Genomic DNA, 18,325 nt, shown 5'->3' on the forward strand with positions numbered 1-18,325 from the left:
CTTTTCGATCGATTCACGGCTGATTTCACCTTTCGCTGCGGAACAAGGGGTTTGCTCTGTTCGCCGACAGTAGGCGCCCGCAGCCGGACGGCCCCGCCGAACTGAGCCTCACGGTGGCGGCCCAGCAGAACGAACGCGTCGAGGACGGTTTGGCGGCCGGCGCCTCGGTCAGCTTCACCGACGTGGCCACCGCCCTGATCGGGCTGCCCGGCTTCGCCTACGTGCACTCGGCCGAGTACCCGACGGTCGGCATCGAGCCGGACCCGCGTTACGCCTCACGGCTGGTGTTCCGCCAGCGGGTCTGCGATCACCTGGAGATCCGGGCCGGCCGCTGCCTGACCGGCGAGGGCGACGTGCTGCTCGGCGAGCACACCGCGAAACGGCTCGGCCTGTCCGCCGGTGACCAGATCGAGCTGGCCTCGGCGGTGTTCAACGCCGACCCGCGCGACCCGCGGTACGTCGCCGAGGGCGTCCCGAAGATGCTGACCGTGGTGGGCGTCTACCGGACCGGCGACCCGAACGCGGCGTACTGGGGGACGCACGGATACTTCACCACCCTCGCCGGGCTGGGCCCGGGTGAGCCGGTCTTCACCAACTCCGCCACCCTGCGCGCGATGGACCACGGCACCACCCAGCTGGCGATCGACGGCACCGCCCAGCCGGGCACCCTCGACGCCGGGCGCCTCGACGAGCTGCGGGCCGGGCTGGACCGGCTGCGCAAGACCTCGACCCAGCTCGGCACCTCGCTGCAGATCTCCACCGAGCTGCCCCGGCTGCTCGACCGCATCGAGGCCGGGCGGGCCTCGTCCCGGCTGCTGGTGCCGGTGCTCGCGGTCCCGCTGGTGCTGCTCGCCTGCTTCTGCATCTTCCTGGCGGTGGGCTACAGCGTGCAGGGCCGGCAGAGCGAACTGGCCGTCGTCGCGCTGCGCGGCCCGCGCTGGTGGGTGCGCTGGTGGCTGGCGACCGGGGAGAGCCTGGTCGCCGTCGGGTTCGGTGCGGTCGCCGGCTGTGTCGCCGGGCAGCTGCTGGTCAACGCGCTCGCGGCGAACCGGTTCCCGGGCGTCGGCGTGGACCCCGGCTGGTCGTCGCTGCGGTACGCGCCGCTGGCCGCCCTCGCCGCGCTGATCGCCGCCCTCGCCGCCCAGCGGCGGCCGCTGCTGAGCCCGGTGACCACCCTGCTGCGCCGGAACCCGGTCCGCGGCCTGCGCCATCCGATCTTCACCGACGCGATCGTGGTGATCCTCGCCGTGGTCGCCGGCGTGCAGCTGTCGCTCTCCAACGGTTCGCTGACCGGCATCGGGCTCTTCGCCCCGGCCCTGCTGGTCCTCGCCCTGGCCCTGCTCGCCGCCCGCGCCCTGCTGCCGTTCGTCACCCGGTACGCCGGGCGTGCCCTCACCACCGACCGGCTCGGCGTCGCCCTCGCCGGCCTCCAGCTCTCCCGCCGCCCCGGCGCCGAACGTCTTTTCGCGCTGCTCGTCGCCACGGTCGCGGTGGCCTGCTACGCCGCGGCGGGCATGGACACCGCCGCGCGTGCCCGGGTGGTGGAGGCGGAGCTGGGCACCGGCGCCGCCCGGGTGCTGACGGTGGCGCCGGTCTACCGCACCCAGCTGCTGCAGGCGGTGCGCCGGGCCGATCCCGGCGGGACGTTCGCGATGGCCGCCGCGCGCATGCCCAGCGGCTCCGCGGGCGAGCCGAGCGGTCTCGCGGTCGACTCCGAACGGCTCGCCGCCGTCGCCACCTGGCCGGACGGCGCCCCGGACGCCGGTCCGGTGGCCCGCGGGCTGCGCCCGGCGGCGGCCGAGCCGTTCGTGTTCCGTGGTGAGGACATCACCGTGGTCGCCACCGCCGAGGACCTGCCGGTGGGCAAGGGCATCCGGCTCAGCGTCGCGGTCGCGTCGATCACCGGGCTCGGTGACGCGGAAGTGCAGCTGGGAGAGCTGCAACCGGGGCGGTTCAGCTATCAGCAGCGGGTGGCGGTGTGCCGGGAGGGCTGCCGGATCAACGGGTTGGGCTTCACCGCGGTGGGCACCGCCCTCGGCATCTCCGCGCGGGTGGTGATCAACGAGCTGACCACGATCAACCCGGTACGGCCGGTGCTCGTCCGCGAGGAACTGGCCGATCCCGGCAAGTGGCGGATGCCGGAGAACGGGCGGCTCGCGCGGGACCCGGGTGGGCTGCGCATCGACCTGGACGCGTCGGAGGGGCTGTCCAGTGGCACCTGGGTGCATCCGGGCGGCACGCCGTACCCGCTGCCGGTGGCGCACGCCGGCTCGCTGCCGCCCACCGGGGTGGTCAACGGCCTGGACGCGGGCGAGCTCGCGGTGACGCCGGTGGCGGAGCTGCCGGCGGTGCCCCAGCTGGGCCGGCACGCCGTCCTGGCCGATCTGGAGTACGCCGACCGGCTCGCGGTCGACGCCGGCCAGGCGCAGATCCCGCAGGTGTGGCTCAACGACTCGGCCCCGCCGGACGTCCTGGAGCGGCTCGCCGAGCAGGGGTTGACGGTCCTCGTGGACACCCGGGCCGATCAGGTCCGGCGGTCCCTGGAACAGCAGGGCCCGGCGCTGGCGCTCTGGTTCCACCTGCTCGCCGGTGGCCTCGCGGTGCTGCTCGGGGCCGGCGCCCTGGTGCTCGCGGCGGCGGTCGACCGGTCCCGGCGGGTGGCCGACCTGGCCGCGCTGCGGGCCCAGGGCCTGAGCCGGGGCGCGGTCGACCGGGCCACCCTCTGGACCTATCCGGTCCTCGTGCTCTTCGCCGCCGTGACCGGCCTGGCCGTGGCCGTCGCGGCCTGGGAGCTGACCGGCTGGGCGCTGCCGCTGGCCGGGCTCGACCCGCCGGACCTGCCGTTGCCGACCCGGCCGGGTGCCGCGCCGATGCTCGGCGCGGCAGCGGCCGTCCTCGCCGTGCTCTTCCTGGTGGCCCTGGCGACCGGGCGCAACCTGCGAAGTCGGGTGAACCGGTTAAGCACCGTCGTCCACAGGGGTCCCCGGGAGACCGGGTGATCGCGTAACGTCCCGGGCATGCTCGCGCTCGTTCTCGGTGCGGTCCGGGAACGGACCGCGCAGGTCCTGACCATCCTCGTGCTGGCCGCGCTGGCCACCGCGATCGCCGCGGCCGGCCCGTGGTTCGGCTTCGCCGCGTCCGGGCGGGCCGCCGTGTCCGACCTGGCCGGGGCGCGGCCCGCCGAGCGGGTGGTCTCGGTGCGGCAGAACGTCGATACCCAGGGCAAGCCGCGGGCCGCACTGGACCGGTTCTCCGGCGCGGTGCGTGCGGGGCTGCCGATCCCGGTCGTCGAGCCGGCGATCGGCCTGACCGTGCCGCTCACCGTGCGCCAGGGCCCTGACTCGATCCCCATGCCGGTGGCCTACCGGGAGCACTTCTGCGCGAACGTGCGGCTCGACGGCCCGTGCCCCGCCCGGCCCGATGAGGTGGCGATCAGCCAGGAGGCCGGGCGCCGGCTCGGGCTCGCCCCGGGTGACCCGGTCGAGCTGCGCAGCTCCTCCTTCAACCGGCCGCTGGTCCTGCGGGTCGTCGCGCGTTACACCCTGACCGATCCCGCGGGGGCCTACTGGAGCAGCTCCCAGTTCCGGGCCGAGGCCGGGCTCGACCTGGCCTTCGCCCCGCTGGACACGTTCGCCGCCCGGCAGCTGTGGGGCACCACGGCGGCCTGGGACGCCGAGCTGTCCGAGGAGCTGCTCCGTGGGGACGACGGTCACGACGTCGCCGCCGCGCTGGCCGCCGCCGACGCCCGGCTCGGCAGCAACCAGCTGCGGCTGTCCACCGCGGTCGGCCCGCTGCTGGAGACCATCGCCCGCGACCGGGAGACGATCCTGGCCGGCGTGCTGACCGCGGGCGTGCAGATGCTGCTGCTCAGCTGGTTCGCCGTCGGCCTCGCGGGGTGGTACACGTTGCGCGACCGCCGCGCCGACACCGCCCTGCTCAAGCTGCGCGGCGTCAACCGCTCCGGCATGCTGCGGCTGGCCTGGGGCCAGCACCTGGTGCCGCTGCTGTGCGGGGTGGCGCTCGGTGCGGCGGCCGGCTATCTGCTGGCACACCTGCTCGCCGGCCCGATCGAGGTCGCCGCCGACCGGCGGACCGCGCTGGCCCTCTCCGCCGCCGCCGTGGCCGCGGTCCTGCTCGGCAGCATGATCGTGCTGGCCGTGGTGGAGGCGGCGGTGCTCGGCCGTCCGGTCTCGGCGCTGCTGCGGCGGGCGGTGACCGGCCGCGGCGACTGGCGGTCCGCGCTGGCCGACGTGCTCCTGCTCGTGGTCGCGGCCGCGGTGCTCTATCAGGCCCGGTCCGGCGGCCCGGCGGAAGGCCTCACCCCGGCCGCCTCGGCGCTGGCGGCCCTCGCCCTGGGCCTGCTGGTGGCCCGGCTGCTCAGCCGGGCGGCGGCCCGCGCCGGTGGGGTGGCCCTGCGCTCGGGGCGGCTGCGGTTCGGCCTCACCGCGCTGCAGATCTCCCGCTCGGCCGGCACCGACCGGGTCTTCATGCTGATCGTGGTGGCGGTCGCGCTGTTCGTCACGTCCTTCGCCGGGTGGCGGGCCGAGCAGACCGCCCGCGCCGACCGCAGCGCGGCCGAGCTCGGGGCGGTGCGGGTGCTCAGCGTCGACGCCCCCAACCGGACGGTGCTGCTGCACGCCGTCCGGCAGGCCGACCCGGCCGGGCGGGAGGCGATGGCCGCCGTGCTCTCCCGCGGGCTGGAGCAGGAGGTCCTCGAGGTCGACACCGGCCGGCTCGCCGCGGTCGCCTCCTGGCGCCCGGAGTTCGGGCCGGTCGCCGCCCTGCCCGGTGCGATGAGCGGAGCGGCCCCGCCGGAGCCCACGACGGTCACCGGAGGTGGGCTGACCGCCCGGATCCGCCGCGACGGGCCGGCGCCGCTGGTTCTCTCCCTGCTGCTCCAGCACGAGGCGAGCGGGGAGCGGATCAGCGCCTCGTTCGGAACCCTCGCGGCTGGGGAGCAGACCGTCACGGTCCCGCTGGCCGGCTGTGACGCCGCGCCCGGCTGCCGGATCATGCGGTGGGAGGTGACCACCCCGCCGGACGCGAGCGGGCGTACCGCGCCGCCGCCGGCCGGCTCCGCGGTGACGGTGCGCGACGTGCGGCAGACCGGTCCGGAGGCCGCTGTGCTGGATTCCGCCGCGCTCGGGGACATGACCCGGTGGCGTCCCGGCACGGCCGGCGCGGCCGTCGACGTCACGGCCGCCGACGGAGTGCTGCGCCTGGCCGGCGACGCGAACACCACCGACCTGCAGCGCGTGGGTGCCGAGGTGTGGTCCGCCGACACCCCGGTGCCGCTGCCGGTCGTGCTGGCCGGCACGACACCGTCCGACTGGCAGTACGAGGATCCGGTCCTCGGCTCGTTCGGCGAGCCGATCCCGGTGCGGGTCACCGCCACCGTCTCCGCGCTGCCCGCGGTGGGCCGCCGCGGCCTCGTCGTCGACCTGGACGCCACCCGCCGGATGGCCGGCGAGGTCGACCCCAACGGGGAGTACCAGGTGTGGCTGGCACCCGGCGCCCGAGCCGGCCTCGTCGCCGACCTGACCGCCGCCGGGCTGACCGTGACCGGCGACGAGACGGTCACCGGCCGCATCGCCCGGCTCGGCGACCAGGGTCCGGCCGCGGTGGTCCGGTTCGCCCTGCTCACCGGGGTGGCGGCGCTGCTGCTGGCAGCCGCTGTGCTGGCCGTCGCGGCGGCCGTCGACCGGCGCGCGGTCAGCGCGCGGCTCGCCGCGCTGCGCGTGCAGGGCCTGCCTGGCCGAGACGCCGAAGCCACCGGGTACGCGGGAACCGCCGCCGTGATCATCACCGGGCTGGCCTGCGGCGTCCTGGCCGCCGTGCTGGCAAGCGCCCTCACCGGCAGCGCCGTGCCGTCGTTCACCGACGGGTGGCAGGTGCTCGCCGCTCCGCCCGCCCTGCCACCGGGCGCGGTGCTGGCGGCCACCGGCGTGGCGCTCCTGGTGCTCGGCGGCACCGGCTGGCTGACCCTGCTGCCACTGCTCCGATCGCTGCGGGAGCGCACCTCATGATCTCCCTCGCGCTCGCCCTGGCACAGGTCTGGGCCCGGCGTGGGCAGGCCGTCACCCTGGCCCTGCTGGCGATGCTGGCGGTCGCCTCGGCCGTGGCCGCCCCGGCCTATCTGCTGGTCGCCGACCGGGCCGTCGCGGCCGGCCAGATCGCCACCGCCGGCCCCGGCGAGCTCAGCCTGGTGGCACGCGGGGCCCGGGACGCCGACGCGGCGGCCGACGACGGGACGGGCATCGACTTCACCGACGTCGGGCACGCCCTCATCGACATGGACGGGTTCTCGTACGTCTACTCGGCCGAGATGCCGACGGTCGGACTGGAGCGGGCCACGACGTACCCGACCCGGTTCGTGTTCCGGCAGGACGTGTGCGCCCACGTGCGGATCCTTTCCGGCCGCTGCCTGGCCGGCGAGGGCGACGTGCTGCTGGGTGAGCGGACCGCGCAGCGGCTGGGCCTGGCGGCCGGTGACGGCATCGTGCTGTCCGGCGCCCGGCTCAACGGCGACCCGGTGCCGAAATATGTGGCCGCCGCCCCACCGAAGACGCTGTCGGTGGCCGGGATCTACCGGCCGCTCGAACCGGCCGGCGCCTACTGGGGCACCCACGGCTATTTCATCAGCGGCCCCGACGTGGGGTCCGGCGAGCCGGTCTTCACCAACTCGCTGACCCTGTCCGCGACGAGGCAGACCGTGACCACCATGGCGATCGACGGCATCGCCAACCCGGGCACCTTCGACATCCACCGGCTCGACCAGGTCGAGGCCGACCTGCGCCGGGTCGAGGAGGTGTCCCGCGAGGTCGGCGCCGTGCAGATCAACACCGGCATGCCGCGCCTGTTCGAGCGCATCGAGGAGGGTCGCGCCGAGGCCCGGCTGCTGGTCCCGGTCCTGGCCGTGCCGCTGGTGCTGCTCGCCTGCTTCAGCATCTACCTGACCGTCGGCCACGGCGCCGAGGCCCGGCAGAACGAGCTGGCCGTCGTCGCCCTGCGCGGCACCCGCTGGTGGACCCGGTGGTGGCTGGCGACCGGGGAGAGCCTGGCCGCCGTCCTCGCCGGGGCCCTGGCCGGCTGTCTCGCCGGGCAGCTGCTGATCAACGCGGTGGCGGCGAGCCTCTTCCCGGGCGTGGGCGCCGACGCGGGCTGGGCCTCGCTGCGCTACGCGCCGGTCGCCGCCGCGGCCGCCCTGCTCGCCGCGGTCGCCGCCCTGCGACGGCAGCTGTTCAGCCCGGTCGCCACGCTGCTGCGGCGCACCCCGCCGGAACGTCGCCGGCTGCAGGCCACCGAGGCGGTCGTGCTGGTCCTCGCGATCGTTGCCGGCGGCCAGCTGGCGCTCTCCGACGGCTCCCTCACCGGGGTCGGCCTGTTCGCCCCGGCCCTGCTCATGCTGGCGCTGGCCCTGCTCACCGCGCACGCCCTGCTCCCGCTCGTCGGCCGGTACGCGACCCGAGCCCTGAACCGCGGCCGGATCGGTGTCGCCCTCGCCGGTCTGCAGTTGTCCCGCCGGCCCGGGGCCACCCGGCTCTTCGCCCTGCTGGCGGCCACCGCCGCCGTGGCGGCGTACGCGACGTGTGCGGTCGACACCGCCGCCCGCGGCCGGGCCGTCCAGGCGGAGCTCGGCACCGGCGCCGACCGGGTGCTCACCGTGGAGGCGGTGCCGCGCCGCCGGTTGCTCGCTGCCGTCCGCGAGGTCGACCCGCAGGGCGCCTTCGCGATGGCCGTGACCAACCTGTACAGCGGGGGCAGCCGCCCCCGCCCCGGCCTGGCGGTCGACTCGCCGCGGCTGGCCGCCGTCGCGACCTGGCCGGAGGACGCGCCGAGCGCGGCCGAGGTGGCGCGACGGCTGCGGGTGGCGGGCACCGAGCGGCCCGAGTTCACCGGGACGGACATCGTCGTCGAAGCCACCAAGGTCCCCACCGGGCCCGATGCCGAGCTGCGGCTGATCGCCGCGGTGTCGTCGGTGCGCGGGCTCGGTGAGAGCGTCGTGGAGTTCGGCGAGATGAGCGCGGGCAGGCGGGCGTACCAGCAGCGGGTGGCGATCTGCCGGGACGGCTGCCGGATCAGCGGGGTGGGAATCGTCGGGGGCACCACCTCCGAGGTCACCGGCCGGGTGGTGGTCCACGAGCTGCGGGCGGCGGCGCCGGCGGGCGACGCCACCCCGATCCGGTTCACCGAGCAGGACCGCTGGTGGGGGTCGCACCGGACCCGCACGTCGGCCGCGCCGGACGGGATCGCCGCTGACGTGGAGGTCTCGTCCGGAGCGGCCGGGGCGGCCTGGATCCGGCCGGTCAGCGCGCCGGCGCCGGTGCCGATGGCGCACGCCGGGCCGCTGCCGGAGGCGAATGTGATCAGCACTCTGGGCGGCGACGCGGTGCCGGTGGTGTCGGTGGCATCGCTGCCGGCGGTGCCGGTTCTCGGCCGTACCGGCACCCTGGTCGACCTGGAACTCGCCGACCAGCTCACGGTGGACGAGGCGCGGGCGCAGCAGCCGCAGGTCTGGCTGAACGCGGCGGCGCCGGCGGACATCGTGGAACGGCTGGCGAAGCAGGGGCTGACGGTCATCGGCGACACCCGGGCCGGGCAGGTCCGGGAGCGGCTGGACCGGCAGGGCCCGGCGATCGCCCTCTGGTTCCACGTGCTGGCGGGAGTCCTGACCGTGCTGCTCGGCGCCGGAGCGCTGGTGCTGACGATCGCGGTGGACCGGGCACGGCGGGCCGAGGACCTGACCGCGTTGCGGGTGCAGGGGCTGCGGCCCGGGCAGGCGGCGCAGGCGACGTTCTGGACGTTTCCGGTGCTGGTCACGATCGCGGCGGTGGTGGGGCTGGGCGCCGGGGTGGCGGGGTGGCTGCTGACCGGGTGGGCGCTGCCGCTGGCCGGGCTGGAACCGCCTGACCTGCCGCTGCCCGGCCTGCCCCGGGTGCCGGTGCTGCTCGGGGTGGGGGGCGCGGTGCTGGTCCTCTATCTGGTGGCGGCGCTGGGTGTCACCCGCAGGCGTTGACATTGACCGGCGTGACGGAAGACTGATGCGGGTGCGCGGGCGGGATCGGGCGGGGGAGAGGCGATGCGGACACTGACGGTGGATTCGGCGGACCTGGCCTACGGCGGCGGCGAGCCGGTGCTGCGCGGCATCACCGTGACGGCCCGGCCGGGCGAGCTGCTGGCGGTCACCGGCACCTCCGGCGCGGGCAAGACCACGCTGCTCAGCGCGATGGCCGGGATGCTGCCGCCGCGAGCCGGGACGGTCGCCGTGGACGGCGCCGAGGTCGGCGACCGCGACCGCGCGGTGGCGCAGGGCGTCGTGCTGATCCCGCAGGACAACGGCCTGGCCGCGATCCTGACGGCGGCCGAGAACATCGCGGTCGCGGTGATCGCCACCGGTGGATCACCGGCCGACGCCCGCCGCCGGACCGCGGAGGCGCTGGACGCGCTCGGCCTCTCCGGCCAGGCGAACCAGCTGATCGACGAGCTCTCCGGCGGGCAGCAGCAGCGCACCGCGATCGCGCGCGGCATCGCCCTGCACGGCACCGTGGTGCTGGCCGACGAGGTGACCAGCGAGCTGGACGCGGCGAACCGTCAGCGCGTCCTGGAGCTGCTGCGGGCCGAGGCGGCCCGCGGCGCGGCCGTGGTCCTGGCCACCCACGACCCGGAGGCCGCAGCGGTCTGCGACCGCGAACTCCACCTGGCCGACGGCGCGGCGGTCTGGGCCCGCCCCTAGCGGTGGCTCAGACCGGCGTTTCCGCCCCACCGGGCACCAGGGTCACCTCGCCGTCCACGTGCTGCACGGTGAACAGCGTCCCCGGCGGATAGGAGCCCAGCACATCCGGCGGCAGCTGCACCGTGCCGTCTCCGGCCACCACCGCGAAGTCCTGCCCGTCCCGGCCCTCGGCACCCACCCGGCCGTCACGGATGGTGACCGCTCGCCCGAGCCGGGCGCCCACCTCGTTGTCGTGGGTCACGACCACGATCGTGGTGTGCCGCTCGGCGTTCACCGTCTCCAGCGCGTCGAGCACCTCGTCGCGCCCGGCGGTGTCCAACCGGCTGGTGGGCTCGTCCACCAGCAGCAACCCGGGTCCCGCCGCGATGCCCACCGCGAGTGCCGCCCGCTGCCGGCCGCCCGGTGTGAGGTCAGCCAGGCGCCGCCGCCCCTGCCCGGGCAGCCCCACCAGGTCGAGGATCCGGTCCGGGTCGTCGAGCTTGATCCCGCGGGTGTGCGCCGCCCGCCGCTGGGCCAGCCAGATGTTGCGGTGCAGCGACGCGTACGGCAGCAGGTTGCGCCCGGCGCCCTGCAGCACCACCCCGATCTCGGTGCCGCGCAGCCGGGAGATCTCCCCGTCCGAGAGTTTCCCCATGTCGTAGGTGCCGACGTTGATCCGCCCCGCGGACGGCCGCATCAGCCCCGCCAGCAGCGCGATCAGCGTGGACTTGCCCGATCCGGACGGCCCCACCAGGGCGAGCGTCTCGCCCGGCGCGATGGAGAGGTCCACCCCAGCGAGGGCGACCACGTCGCCCGCCTCGGCGCGGTAGATGTGCACCACTCGCCGGCAGGCGACAGCCAGTCCGTTCATGACGCCCAAACTAATCAACGTACGCCACTGTGAATAGGGTGTCCCCGTGCGTGACATCGCCGTTTTCACCGGTTCTGCCCATCCCGAACTGGCCGCCGAGATCTGCGAGCATCTCGCGGTGCCGCTGATGCCGACCCGGATCTCCCGGTTCGCCAACGACTGCATCGAGGTGCAGCTGCAGGGGAACTGCCGGGAACGGGACGTGTTCCTGATCCAGCCGCTGGTCCCCCCGACCCAGGAGCATCTCGCCGAGTTGCTCTTCATGCTCGACGCCGCCCGCGGCGCGTCGGCCGGCCGGATCACCGTGGTCCTGCCGCACTACGCCTATGCCCGTTCCGACAAGAAGGACGCCCCGCGGATCTCGATCGGGGGACGTCTGGTCGCCGACCTGCTGACCACCGCCGGCGCCGACCGGGTGCTGGCGATGACCCTGCACTCGCCGCAGGTGCACGGTTTCTTCAGCATCCCGGTGGACCACCTGCACGCGCTGCGCGAGCTGGCCAATCACTTCCGCGGCTACGACCTGAGCAACACCGTGGTGGTCTCGCCGGACCTGGGCAACGCGAAGGAGGCGGCCGCGTTCGCCCGGATGCTCGGCATCGAGGTGGCGGCCGGCGCGAAGCAGCGGTTCGCCGACGACAAGGTGGTGATCAGCTCGGTGATCGGTGAGGTCGCCGACCGGGACGTGATCGTGCTGGACGACGAGATCGCCAAGGGCAGCACCGTCTTCGAGCTGCTGGCCCGGCTGCGTGAGCGCAACGTCCGCAGCGTCCGGGTGGCCTGCACCCACGGTCTGTTCACCAACGACGCCGTGCAGCGGCTCTCCGCCGAGAAGGAGATCGAGGAGATCGTCTGCACGAACACGGTGCCGATCCCGCTGCACAACCGCACCGACAAGCTGACCATCCTGTCGGTCGCGCCGGCCCTCGCCGAGGCGATGCGCCGGATCCACAACGGCGAGTCGGTAAGTGCCCTTTTCTCATAAAACGGCCTCATGAGCCCCACCCAACGCGAATCATGTTTCGCATGGGTGTCATGGCTTACCCCCTCCGGTACGCGCTTGCCGACCTCGCCCTCGCGCTCAGCCGCGCGGCGGCGGACCCGGCTGAGGTCCGCTCCACGGCCGCCCGCGCCGCCGCCGACATGATCGGTGACGGCGCCGGCGTCCAACTGCTCCGCGACGACGGCCGGTACGACCACATCTCGTACCACCACCTGGACGACGAGCGCTCGGGCCCGCTGGCCCGGGCGCTCGATCGGGCCGGTACGTCGCCCGACGACGAGTACTCCACGACCCTCGCGGCGAGCCGCCGGCCGATCGTGCTGGCCGGCGAGTCGGCGGCCGCGCTGAGCCCGCCCGAGCACGGCATCTCCGCCGCCGTGCTGTGCCCGGTGATCGTCGACAACACCTACGCCGGTTACCTGATCCTGACCCGGCACACCGAGGACGCGTTCTACTCGACGCCCGAGGTGGAGCTGGCCCGGGACATCGCCGGCGAGCTGTCGCTGGCCGTCTCGAGCGCCCGGGCCCAGGAACGGCTGCGCGCCGCGGAGGAGCGCTACCGCCGGGTGCTGGAGACCATCCCCGAGGGGGTGCTCCAACTCGACCCGGAGGGCGTCGCCACGTACGCGAACGAACCGATCGGCGTCGTGCTCGGCATGCCCCGCGCCGAGCTGATCGGCGTGTCGCTGCGGGGTTTCCTGGACAACGTGGGCCAGAAGGAGCTGGACCGCCGGATCGCCGAGTGCAGGACCGGCCGGTCCACGGTCGGCGCCACCCGGCTGATGCGGGCCGACGGCTCGCGGCGCAGCGTGCGGATCAGCATGATGCCCGCCCTCGACGACCACGGCGAGTTCGCCGGCGTGCTCTGCATGATCACCGACACCACCGACCACATCGACGCTCGGGGCCTGAAACGGCAGCTGGACCACCTGCGCCGGCTGGACAGCCTGGGCCAGCTGATCGGCGGCCTCTCGCACGACTTCAACAACCTGATGACCGTGGTGGCCGGCTCCGCCGACATGATCCTGACGACCGCCGAGGAGGGTTCGCCGCACCACCAGCTGGCGAAGGACATCCTGGACGCGGTCGGCACCGGGCGCACGCTCACGCACCAGCTGCTGGCCTTCGGCCGCAGCGAGGGCAACCGGCCCGAGGTGATCCCGATCCCGGACCTGCTCACCGACGTGCAGACGCTGTTCAGCCGGACGCTCGGCGAGCACATCGGCCTGGACCTGACCTTCGGGGCGGACGTCTGGCCGATCAAGGCCGAGCGGGGCCCGCTGGAGCAGGCCCTGGTGAACCTGGCCGCGAACGCCCGGGACGCGATGCTGCACGGCGGCATGGTCCGGGTGGCCGCCACCAACGAGGTGATCGAGCCGGGTCAGCTGGCCGAGGGCGCGCCGACCGGCAAGCTGGTGCATCTCGTGGTGACCGACACCGGTATCGGCATGGACGACGAGATCCGCCGCCGGGCGCTGGAGCCGTTCTTCACCACCCGGCCGACCGCCGCGGGTCTGGGCCTGGCCACCACCGCGGGCATCGTGCAGAACCTCGGTGGGCACATCGAGCTGGAGTCGCAGCCGCGGATCGGCACGACCGTGCACATCTATCTGCCGGCGGCGGAGCAGCAGAGCTCACCGGGTGGGGAGCGCAAGGAGAAGACGTCCGTGATCGGCCGGGTGCTGATCGTGGAGGACCAGCCGGACGTGGCGCAGCTGGTGCAGCGGCTGATCGCGCCGGCCGGTTACGAGATCACGGTCGCCACCGACGCGCTGATGGCGGTCACTCAGGTGGCCTCGGGCGCCCGGCCGGACCTGCTGATCACCGACGTGGTGATGCCGACGATGACCGGGCCGGAGCTGGCCGGCGCGTTGCGCACGCATCAGCCGGATCTGCCGGTGCTCTACATGTCGGGGTACACGGCGGCCTCGCTCGGCCCGCAGCTGCATCTGGACGACAACAGCATGCTGCTGGAGAAGCCGTTCACCCGGTCCACCCTGCTCGGCGCGATCCGCTCGCTGTGTGGTCCGCAACCCGTGAACGACAGGAGCGGGGCCCAGTGACGCAAGCGCGCGGGCTCTCACCGAACCGGGTTGCATAGCTTGCCAGCTGATACGGACAAACCGCAGTATTCCGGGGCATTGCCGTCATCGGAAGGACCGCGGAGTGACCCAGGATCCCACGGATAGCGGCTCGGATGCGCCACTGGCCGGGCGGTGTGTCGGGAATTCTTACCTTTTGGTCAGACCAATAGGACAGGGCGCCACCGGCACCGTCTGGCAGGGCGAGGAACGCTCGACCGGCGAGCCGGTGGCGGTCAAGCTGCTCCACGAGAGCCTGCTGCGGCAGCCCCGGCTGGTCACCCGGTTCGTGCAGGAGCGGACCATCCTGCTGATGCTGCGGCACCGGCACGTGGTCCGGGTCCGTGACCTGTTCAGCGTCGGCGAGACGCTCGGCCTGGTGATGGATCTCGTCGACGGCGGCAGCCTGCGCGACCATCTGAACCGGCACGGCACGGTGCCGCCCGCCGAGGCGGTGCGGCTGGCCGGCCAGGTCGCCTCCGCGCTGGCCGAGGCGCACGAGCTGGGGATCATCCACCGCGACCTGAAACCGGACAACATCCTGCTCAGCACGGAGGGCGGCAAGCCGGAGACCCGGCTCACCGACTTCGGCATCGCCCGGATCCTCAACCTGCCGAGCATGACCACGCCGAACGCGGTCGTCGGCACCCCGCACTACATGGCGCCCGAGGCGTTCCACGGGACCACCCCGAGCGCGGCGACCGACGTCTACGCGCTGGGGGTGCTGCTCTACGAGCTGGTCACGGGGCATCCGCCGTACCGCAGCGACTCGATCCCGGAGCTGATGCGCCTGCACGCCGAGGGCAGTCCGGAGCGCCGCCCCGGCATCCCCGACCCGCTCTGGCGGATCGTCACGTCCTGCCTGTCCGGCAAGCCGCGCCTGCGGCCCAGCGCCGCTGAACTCGTCGCCGACCTCCGGAAACTCTCCGCCGACCTCGGCGACGTCCCCGCCCTGCCGCGCCCCAGCAGCCCCGTCGCGGAGTCGTTGCCCGGCCAGATACCCGCTCCCCGCCGCCACGCGCCGCGCAACGACGCGCCGCGCAACCGCTGGATCCGGCCCGGCGCGACCGCCGCGGTGGTCGCCGGCACGATGCTCGCCTCCGGCATCGCCACCACGGCCTGGCACCTCGGTCGCTCCGGCGACCAGGCCCGCACGGTGATCGTCGCGCCCAGCGCTCCGCAGGCCAGCCTGCCGGCCTCCACGCGGCGCACGGCCGCTCCACCTCAGAACCGCCAGAACACCCGGCCTGCCAAGGCACGCAAGGCCGCACGGGGCGTTGCGCTTCCCACGCCCCGGCCCACTTCAGACGTACGGGCTACGCCGCGCGCCGTGACCAGGGCCGTTTCACGGTCCCCGGTTCCGGAAGGCAGGCCCTACGGCCCCTGGCAGTGTTCCCAGAACTTCGTCTTCGACCTGGCCACCCGTACCCCGCTGGGTCCGCGGCATTGCCACTCGCTCGGCCGTGACGTGCAGTTTCAGGCCTCGCTGACCGCGCCGGCCGGAGGCCGGGGCCGGATCGAGGTCCGGCTGCAGGACGCCGCCACCGGCCGCACCGTGGCCGGTCCGACCACCTGTGACGGCCTCTCCTTCACCAGGGAGTCGTTCACCAAGCAGTGCGGGCCGGCCGGGGCGAGGCCCAGCCGCGGCCGCAGCTATGCCGTAGTCATGTCGTACCGCTACGAACGCGAGGGCCGGACCGCCACGAACACCACCCGCGGCCGCCCGTTCACCTGGTAGCCGCGGTCAGCGGTTGCGGATCGCCTCGGCCAGCTGCCGGACGAACTCCGGGTCGTCGTCCGGCCCGATCGGGCCGCGCTGCTGCGGCGCCGCGTGGATGTCGCCGGCGGAGAGGGCCCGGCCGGCGCGGAACCACGCGATCGCGCCCGCCACCGGGCACAGCATGATCAGGATTGCCCAGGCGCCGCGCGGGAACGAGCGGATCCGGGCCCGGTCGGTGGCCAGGCAGTCGATCAGCGCCACCACGCTGAGCGCGACGACGATCAGGAAGAGCAGCGTGTTCACTCGGGCCATGACGAGAATGCTGCCGGTGCCCGGCAGCCGTCCCGGTCCGCCCACGGTGCGTCCCGGTTGCACGGGGTTTCCCCGGCTGACGCCCAGTGTGGTGTCCCCGGGCGGGAGACGACACTGAGCGTCAGCCGGATCGGGGGTCAGCCTGCCGAACCGGAGAACGCCGGCAGGTAACCGTTGGTGTATCCGGCGCTGTTCGGGTGGTACGAGTTCTGCGGCGGGACGATCGTGAGCCCGTTGATCCACGGCCGGGACGTGCACGCCCCGTGCCCCGAGAACTCGTCACGCACGTCCGACCAGACGAAGCCCGCCGCCTCGGCCCGCTGCTTGATCATCGCGTCCAGGGTCTCCGCGCCGCTGTTGAGTGCCCTGCGCTTGGCGATGCTCATCTCGCAGATCAGCGACGTGGTGCCGAACAGCAGCGGGTAACCCAGCACGACCACCCGTGCGTCCGGCGCCTTGGCCCGGATCGCCCGGTATGTGGCGTCCAGCTTGCCGGGCAGGGTGGTGCTGACGTACGCCTTGCCCTCGTTGACCTTGGCCGCGCAGGCCGAGTCGCTCGAGGTCAGGCAGGTGATGACGGTCGGCGCGAAGCCGGCGTCGTTGCCGCCGATGGTGATGCTGATCAGGTCCGCGCCGCTGTTCATGGCCGGCACCTGGGTGTTCAGGACGTCGTCGGTGACCGCGCCGCCGCAGGCCAGGAACTGGAACGAGGCGGGATCGTTGCGGTCGGCCCACTGGGGCGCATAGCTGTAGTTGCTGCGCCCGCAGCTCCCGGACTGGCCGGGCGCGCCGACGCCGCTGGAGTAGGAGTCGCCGAGGGCGACGTAGTCGATGGTGCTCGCCGCCTGGGCGGGTGCGGCGAGGGCGAGGCTCAGGACGGACGAGGTGACGAGAGTGGCGAGGACGTGAGCCGTTCTCATCGATGGCCTCCGATATCCACGTGGGGATCTGGGGCCGAAGCGCTTCGGTTACCGCACAGTAAGTCAAGGTCCCGAGAAAAGGAATCCGGTGACATTCCTGTTACAAGGGAGTAACATGCATCGATGTGACCTGGGCTTATCACGATGGGTCATGTTACGTGTGCCGTGTGCGCTCTCCTCTCAACGGCCGTCGAGCCGACCTTCAGCGTGTTTACAGATCAGCGGTTTAACGTCGCGTCATGGAAGAGAACCGAGCCCGCCGGGTAGTCGCCAGCCTGCGCGCACGCAACGTGTTCGCCCATCTGAAACTCCCGCGTGCCGGCGTCACCCAGTACGGCATTCGGGTGGTCCTCCCCGACGGCCGCGAGGCGATCTGGGACAACGACGGCACTGCCGGCCTCGAGGCCCAGGTGATGCGCGACGGCATCCTGGTCGGTTTCGTCCCGCAGATCCCCGGCTCGGAGAACTTCGGCGAGGAGCAGATCATCGAAGCGATCGCCACCGCCGACTACGACCAGCCGATCGGCCGCTCCGCCCCACCCGCCGTCCGCCGCCCGGTCCCGCCACCCCCGCCGCCCACCCTGGCCCAACGCCTGCGCTCCTTCCGCAGCTGACCGGGTGACCTTGCGGCGCGCAGCGGGCCCGAGGTGCACCCGGTGTCAGGCGGAGTCGCGCCAGATGATGGGGGTGGGGAGCAGTTGGCCGCCGGGGTCGGGGGTTTCGCCTTGCAGCTGCCGCAGCACCAGCTGGGCCGCGCACGACCCCAGCTCCTTCGCCGGCTGGTGCACCGTCGACAGCGGCGGCTGGCACCGCACCGCCCACGTGCTGTCGTCGAAGCCGACCACGCCGACGTCGCCGGGCACGCTGCGGCCGGCTTCGCGCAGCGCCTCCAGGGCGCCGGCCGCGATGGCGTCCGAGGCCGCGAACACGCCGTCGATCGCCGGCTCAAGAGCTAGCAGCGCCCGCATTCCCTTGACGCCTGAGCCGTAGTCGTAGTGCGGCACCTCCGCCACGAGCTCCGCGTCGTACGCCGTACCCATCGCTGTCTTGAAGCCGGTGAGGCGGTCGATGCCGGAGTCGCGGTCGAGCGCCGCCGCGATCATTCCGACGCGCCGGCGGCCGCCGGCGAGGAGGCGGGCCGTGATGGCCTGGGCGGAGCCGACGTTGTCTATCCCGACGAACGGGAGGCTCAGCTCGGGCGGGTGGCCGACGAACGCCGCGGGCAGCGCCAGCTCGGAGATGACCTTGATGATCGGGTCGCGAGTGCGCGCCGACACGACGATCGCGCCGTCGACGAAGCCGCCGCTCAGGTAGCGGGCGACCCGCTCGGTGTCGCGGGCCGACTCGACGACCAGGCTGACCATCTGGTGGTCGGCGAGGGAGAGCGCGGCGTTGGCGCCCAGCATGATCGAGCCGATGTTGGGGTCGTCGAGGAAGAGTGAGTGCGGTTCCAGCGCGACGAACGCGACCGCCTGCGACCTGCGCATCTTCAGGGCGCGTGCCGCGTTGTTCGGTACGTAACCGACCTCAGTGATCGCCGCTTCGATGGCCGCTCTGGCCTCGGCGGAGACGTAGCCGCCGTTCAGCACACGGCTCACGGTGCCGCGGGAGACGCCCGCGGCGGCCGCGATGTCGTGCACGGTGGCGCGCTTCGGAGGCCGGGACATGAGATCACAGTAACGCCGCCGCTATTGACCACGTGCCAG

At 73.7% G+C, this 18,325-nt stretch carries 12 protein-coding genes; 8 read left to right on the plus strand and 4 right to left on the minus strand.

Going from position 1 to position 18,325, the window contains the following annotated elements; all coding sequences use genetic code 11:
* The first annotated feature begins 113 nt into the window (after positions 1-113).
* The 4 genes from AB0F81_RS25720 (at position 114) to AB0F81_RS25735 (ending at position 9,733) form a co-directional block, all read left to right on the plus strand.
* Entirely contained in the window at positions 114-2,999 is a 2,886-nt protein-coding gene (locus AB0F81_RS25720; protein ID WP_360201181.1) for an FtsX-like permease family protein, read from the plus strand.
* An 18-nt stretch (positions 3,000-3,017) separates the two neighbouring features.
* The gene (locus AB0F81_RS25725; protein WP_360201183.1) at positions 3,018-6,026 is read left to right on the plus strand and encodes an FtsX-like permease family protein; all 3,009 of its coding nucleotides are present in this window, start codon (positions 3,018-3,020) and stop codon (positions 6,024-6,026) included.
* The gene (locus tag AB0F81_RS25730) at positions 6,023-9,016 is read left to right on the plus strand and encodes an FtsX-like permease family protein (RefSeq protein ID WP_360201184.1); all 2,994 of its coding nucleotides are present in this window, start codon (positions 6,023-6,025) and stop codon (positions 9,014-9,016) included. The genes AB0F81_RS25725 and AB0F81_RS25730 overlap by 4 nt, the downstream gene beginning before the upstream one ends.
* 63 nt (positions 9,017-9,079) lie before the next feature.
* The gene (locus AB0F81_RS25735; RefSeq protein WP_360201186.1) at positions 9,080-9,733 is read left to right on the plus strand and encodes an ATP-binding cassette domain-containing protein; all 654 of its coding nucleotides are present in this window, start codon (positions 9,080-9,082) and stop codon (positions 9,731-9,733) included.
* Between the two features lie 7 nt (positions 9,734-9,740).
* Here the strand turns inward: AB0F81_RS25735 and AB0F81_RS25740 are convergent, their stop codons facing one another.
* Positions 9,741-10,583, minus strand: a complete 843-nt coding sequence (locus AB0F81_RS25740; protein WP_360201188.1) for an ATP-binding cassette domain-containing protein — start codon at positions 10,581-10,583, stop codon at positions 9,741-9,743.
* 46 nt (positions 10,584-10,629) lie between these two features.
* Here AB0F81_RS25740 and AB0F81_RS25745 point away from each other — a divergent pair, with 46 nt between their 5' ends.
* The 3 genes from AB0F81_RS25745 to AB0F81_RS25755 all read left to right on the plus strand — a co-directional run bounded on the left by AB0F81_RS25745 (position 10,630) and on the right by AB0F81_RS25755 (position 15,405).
* Positions 10,630-11,568, plus strand: a complete 939-nt coding sequence (locus AB0F81_RS25745) for a ribose-phosphate pyrophosphokinase (RefSeq protein WP_360201190.1) — start codon at positions 10,630-10,632, stop codon at positions 11,566-11,568.
* Between the two features lie 50 nt (positions 11,569-11,618).
* A complete protein-coding gene (locus AB0F81_RS25750) occupies positions 11,619-13,649 on the plus strand; it encodes a response regulator (RefSeq protein ID WP_360201192.1) in 2,031 nt (676 codons plus the stop codon).
* A gap of 175 nt (positions 13,650-13,824) precedes the next feature.
* Positions 13,825-15,405 carry a protein kinase gene (locus AB0F81_RS25755; protein ID WP_360201194.1) on the plus strand — a complete coding sequence of 527 codons (1,581 nt, stop codon included), beginning with the start codon at positions 13,825-13,827 and terminating at the stop codon, positions 15,403-15,405.
* A gap of 6 nt (positions 15,406-15,411) precedes the next feature.
* Here AB0F81_RS25755 and AB0F81_RS25760 read toward each other — a convergent pair whose 3' ends face one another.
* Both AB0F81_RS25760 and AB0F81_RS25765 read right to left on the minus strand, forming a co-directional pair.
* On the minus strand, positions 15,412-15,699 hold the full coding sequence (locus AB0F81_RS25760; protein WP_360201195.1) for a PLD nuclease N-terminal domain-containing protein: 288 nt from the start codon (positions 15,697-15,699) through the stop codon (positions 15,412-15,414).
* A gap of 137 nt (positions 15,700-15,836) precedes the next feature.
* Complete coding sequence (locus AB0F81_RS25765; protein ID WP_360201197.1) at positions 15,837-16,619, minus strand: SGNH/GDSL hydrolase family protein; 783 nt, start codon at positions 16,617-16,619, stop codon at positions 15,837-15,839.
* Between the two features lie 239 nt (positions 16,620-16,858).
* Here AB0F81_RS25765 and AB0F81_RS25770 point away from each other — a divergent pair, with 239 nt between their 5' ends.
* Positions 16,859-17,233, plus strand: a complete 375-nt coding sequence (locus AB0F81_RS25770; protein ID WP_360201199.1) for a hypothetical protein — start codon at positions 16,859-16,861, stop codon at positions 17,231-17,233.
* A gap of 45 nt (positions 17,234-17,278) precedes the next feature.
* Here AB0F81_RS25770 and AB0F81_RS25775 read toward each other — a convergent pair whose 3' ends face one another.
* On the minus strand, positions 17,279-18,286 hold the full coding sequence (locus AB0F81_RS25775) for a LacI family DNA-binding transcriptional regulator (RefSeq protein WP_360201200.1): 1,008 nt from the start codon (positions 18,284-18,286) through the stop codon (positions 17,279-17,281).
* Positions 18,287-18,325 lie beyond the last annotated feature (39 nt).

It is taken from the genome of Actinoplanes sp. NPDC024001, assembly GCF_040638955.1.
Lineage (GTDB): Bacteria > Actinomycetota > Actinomycetes > Mycobacteriales > Micromonosporaceae > Actinoplanes.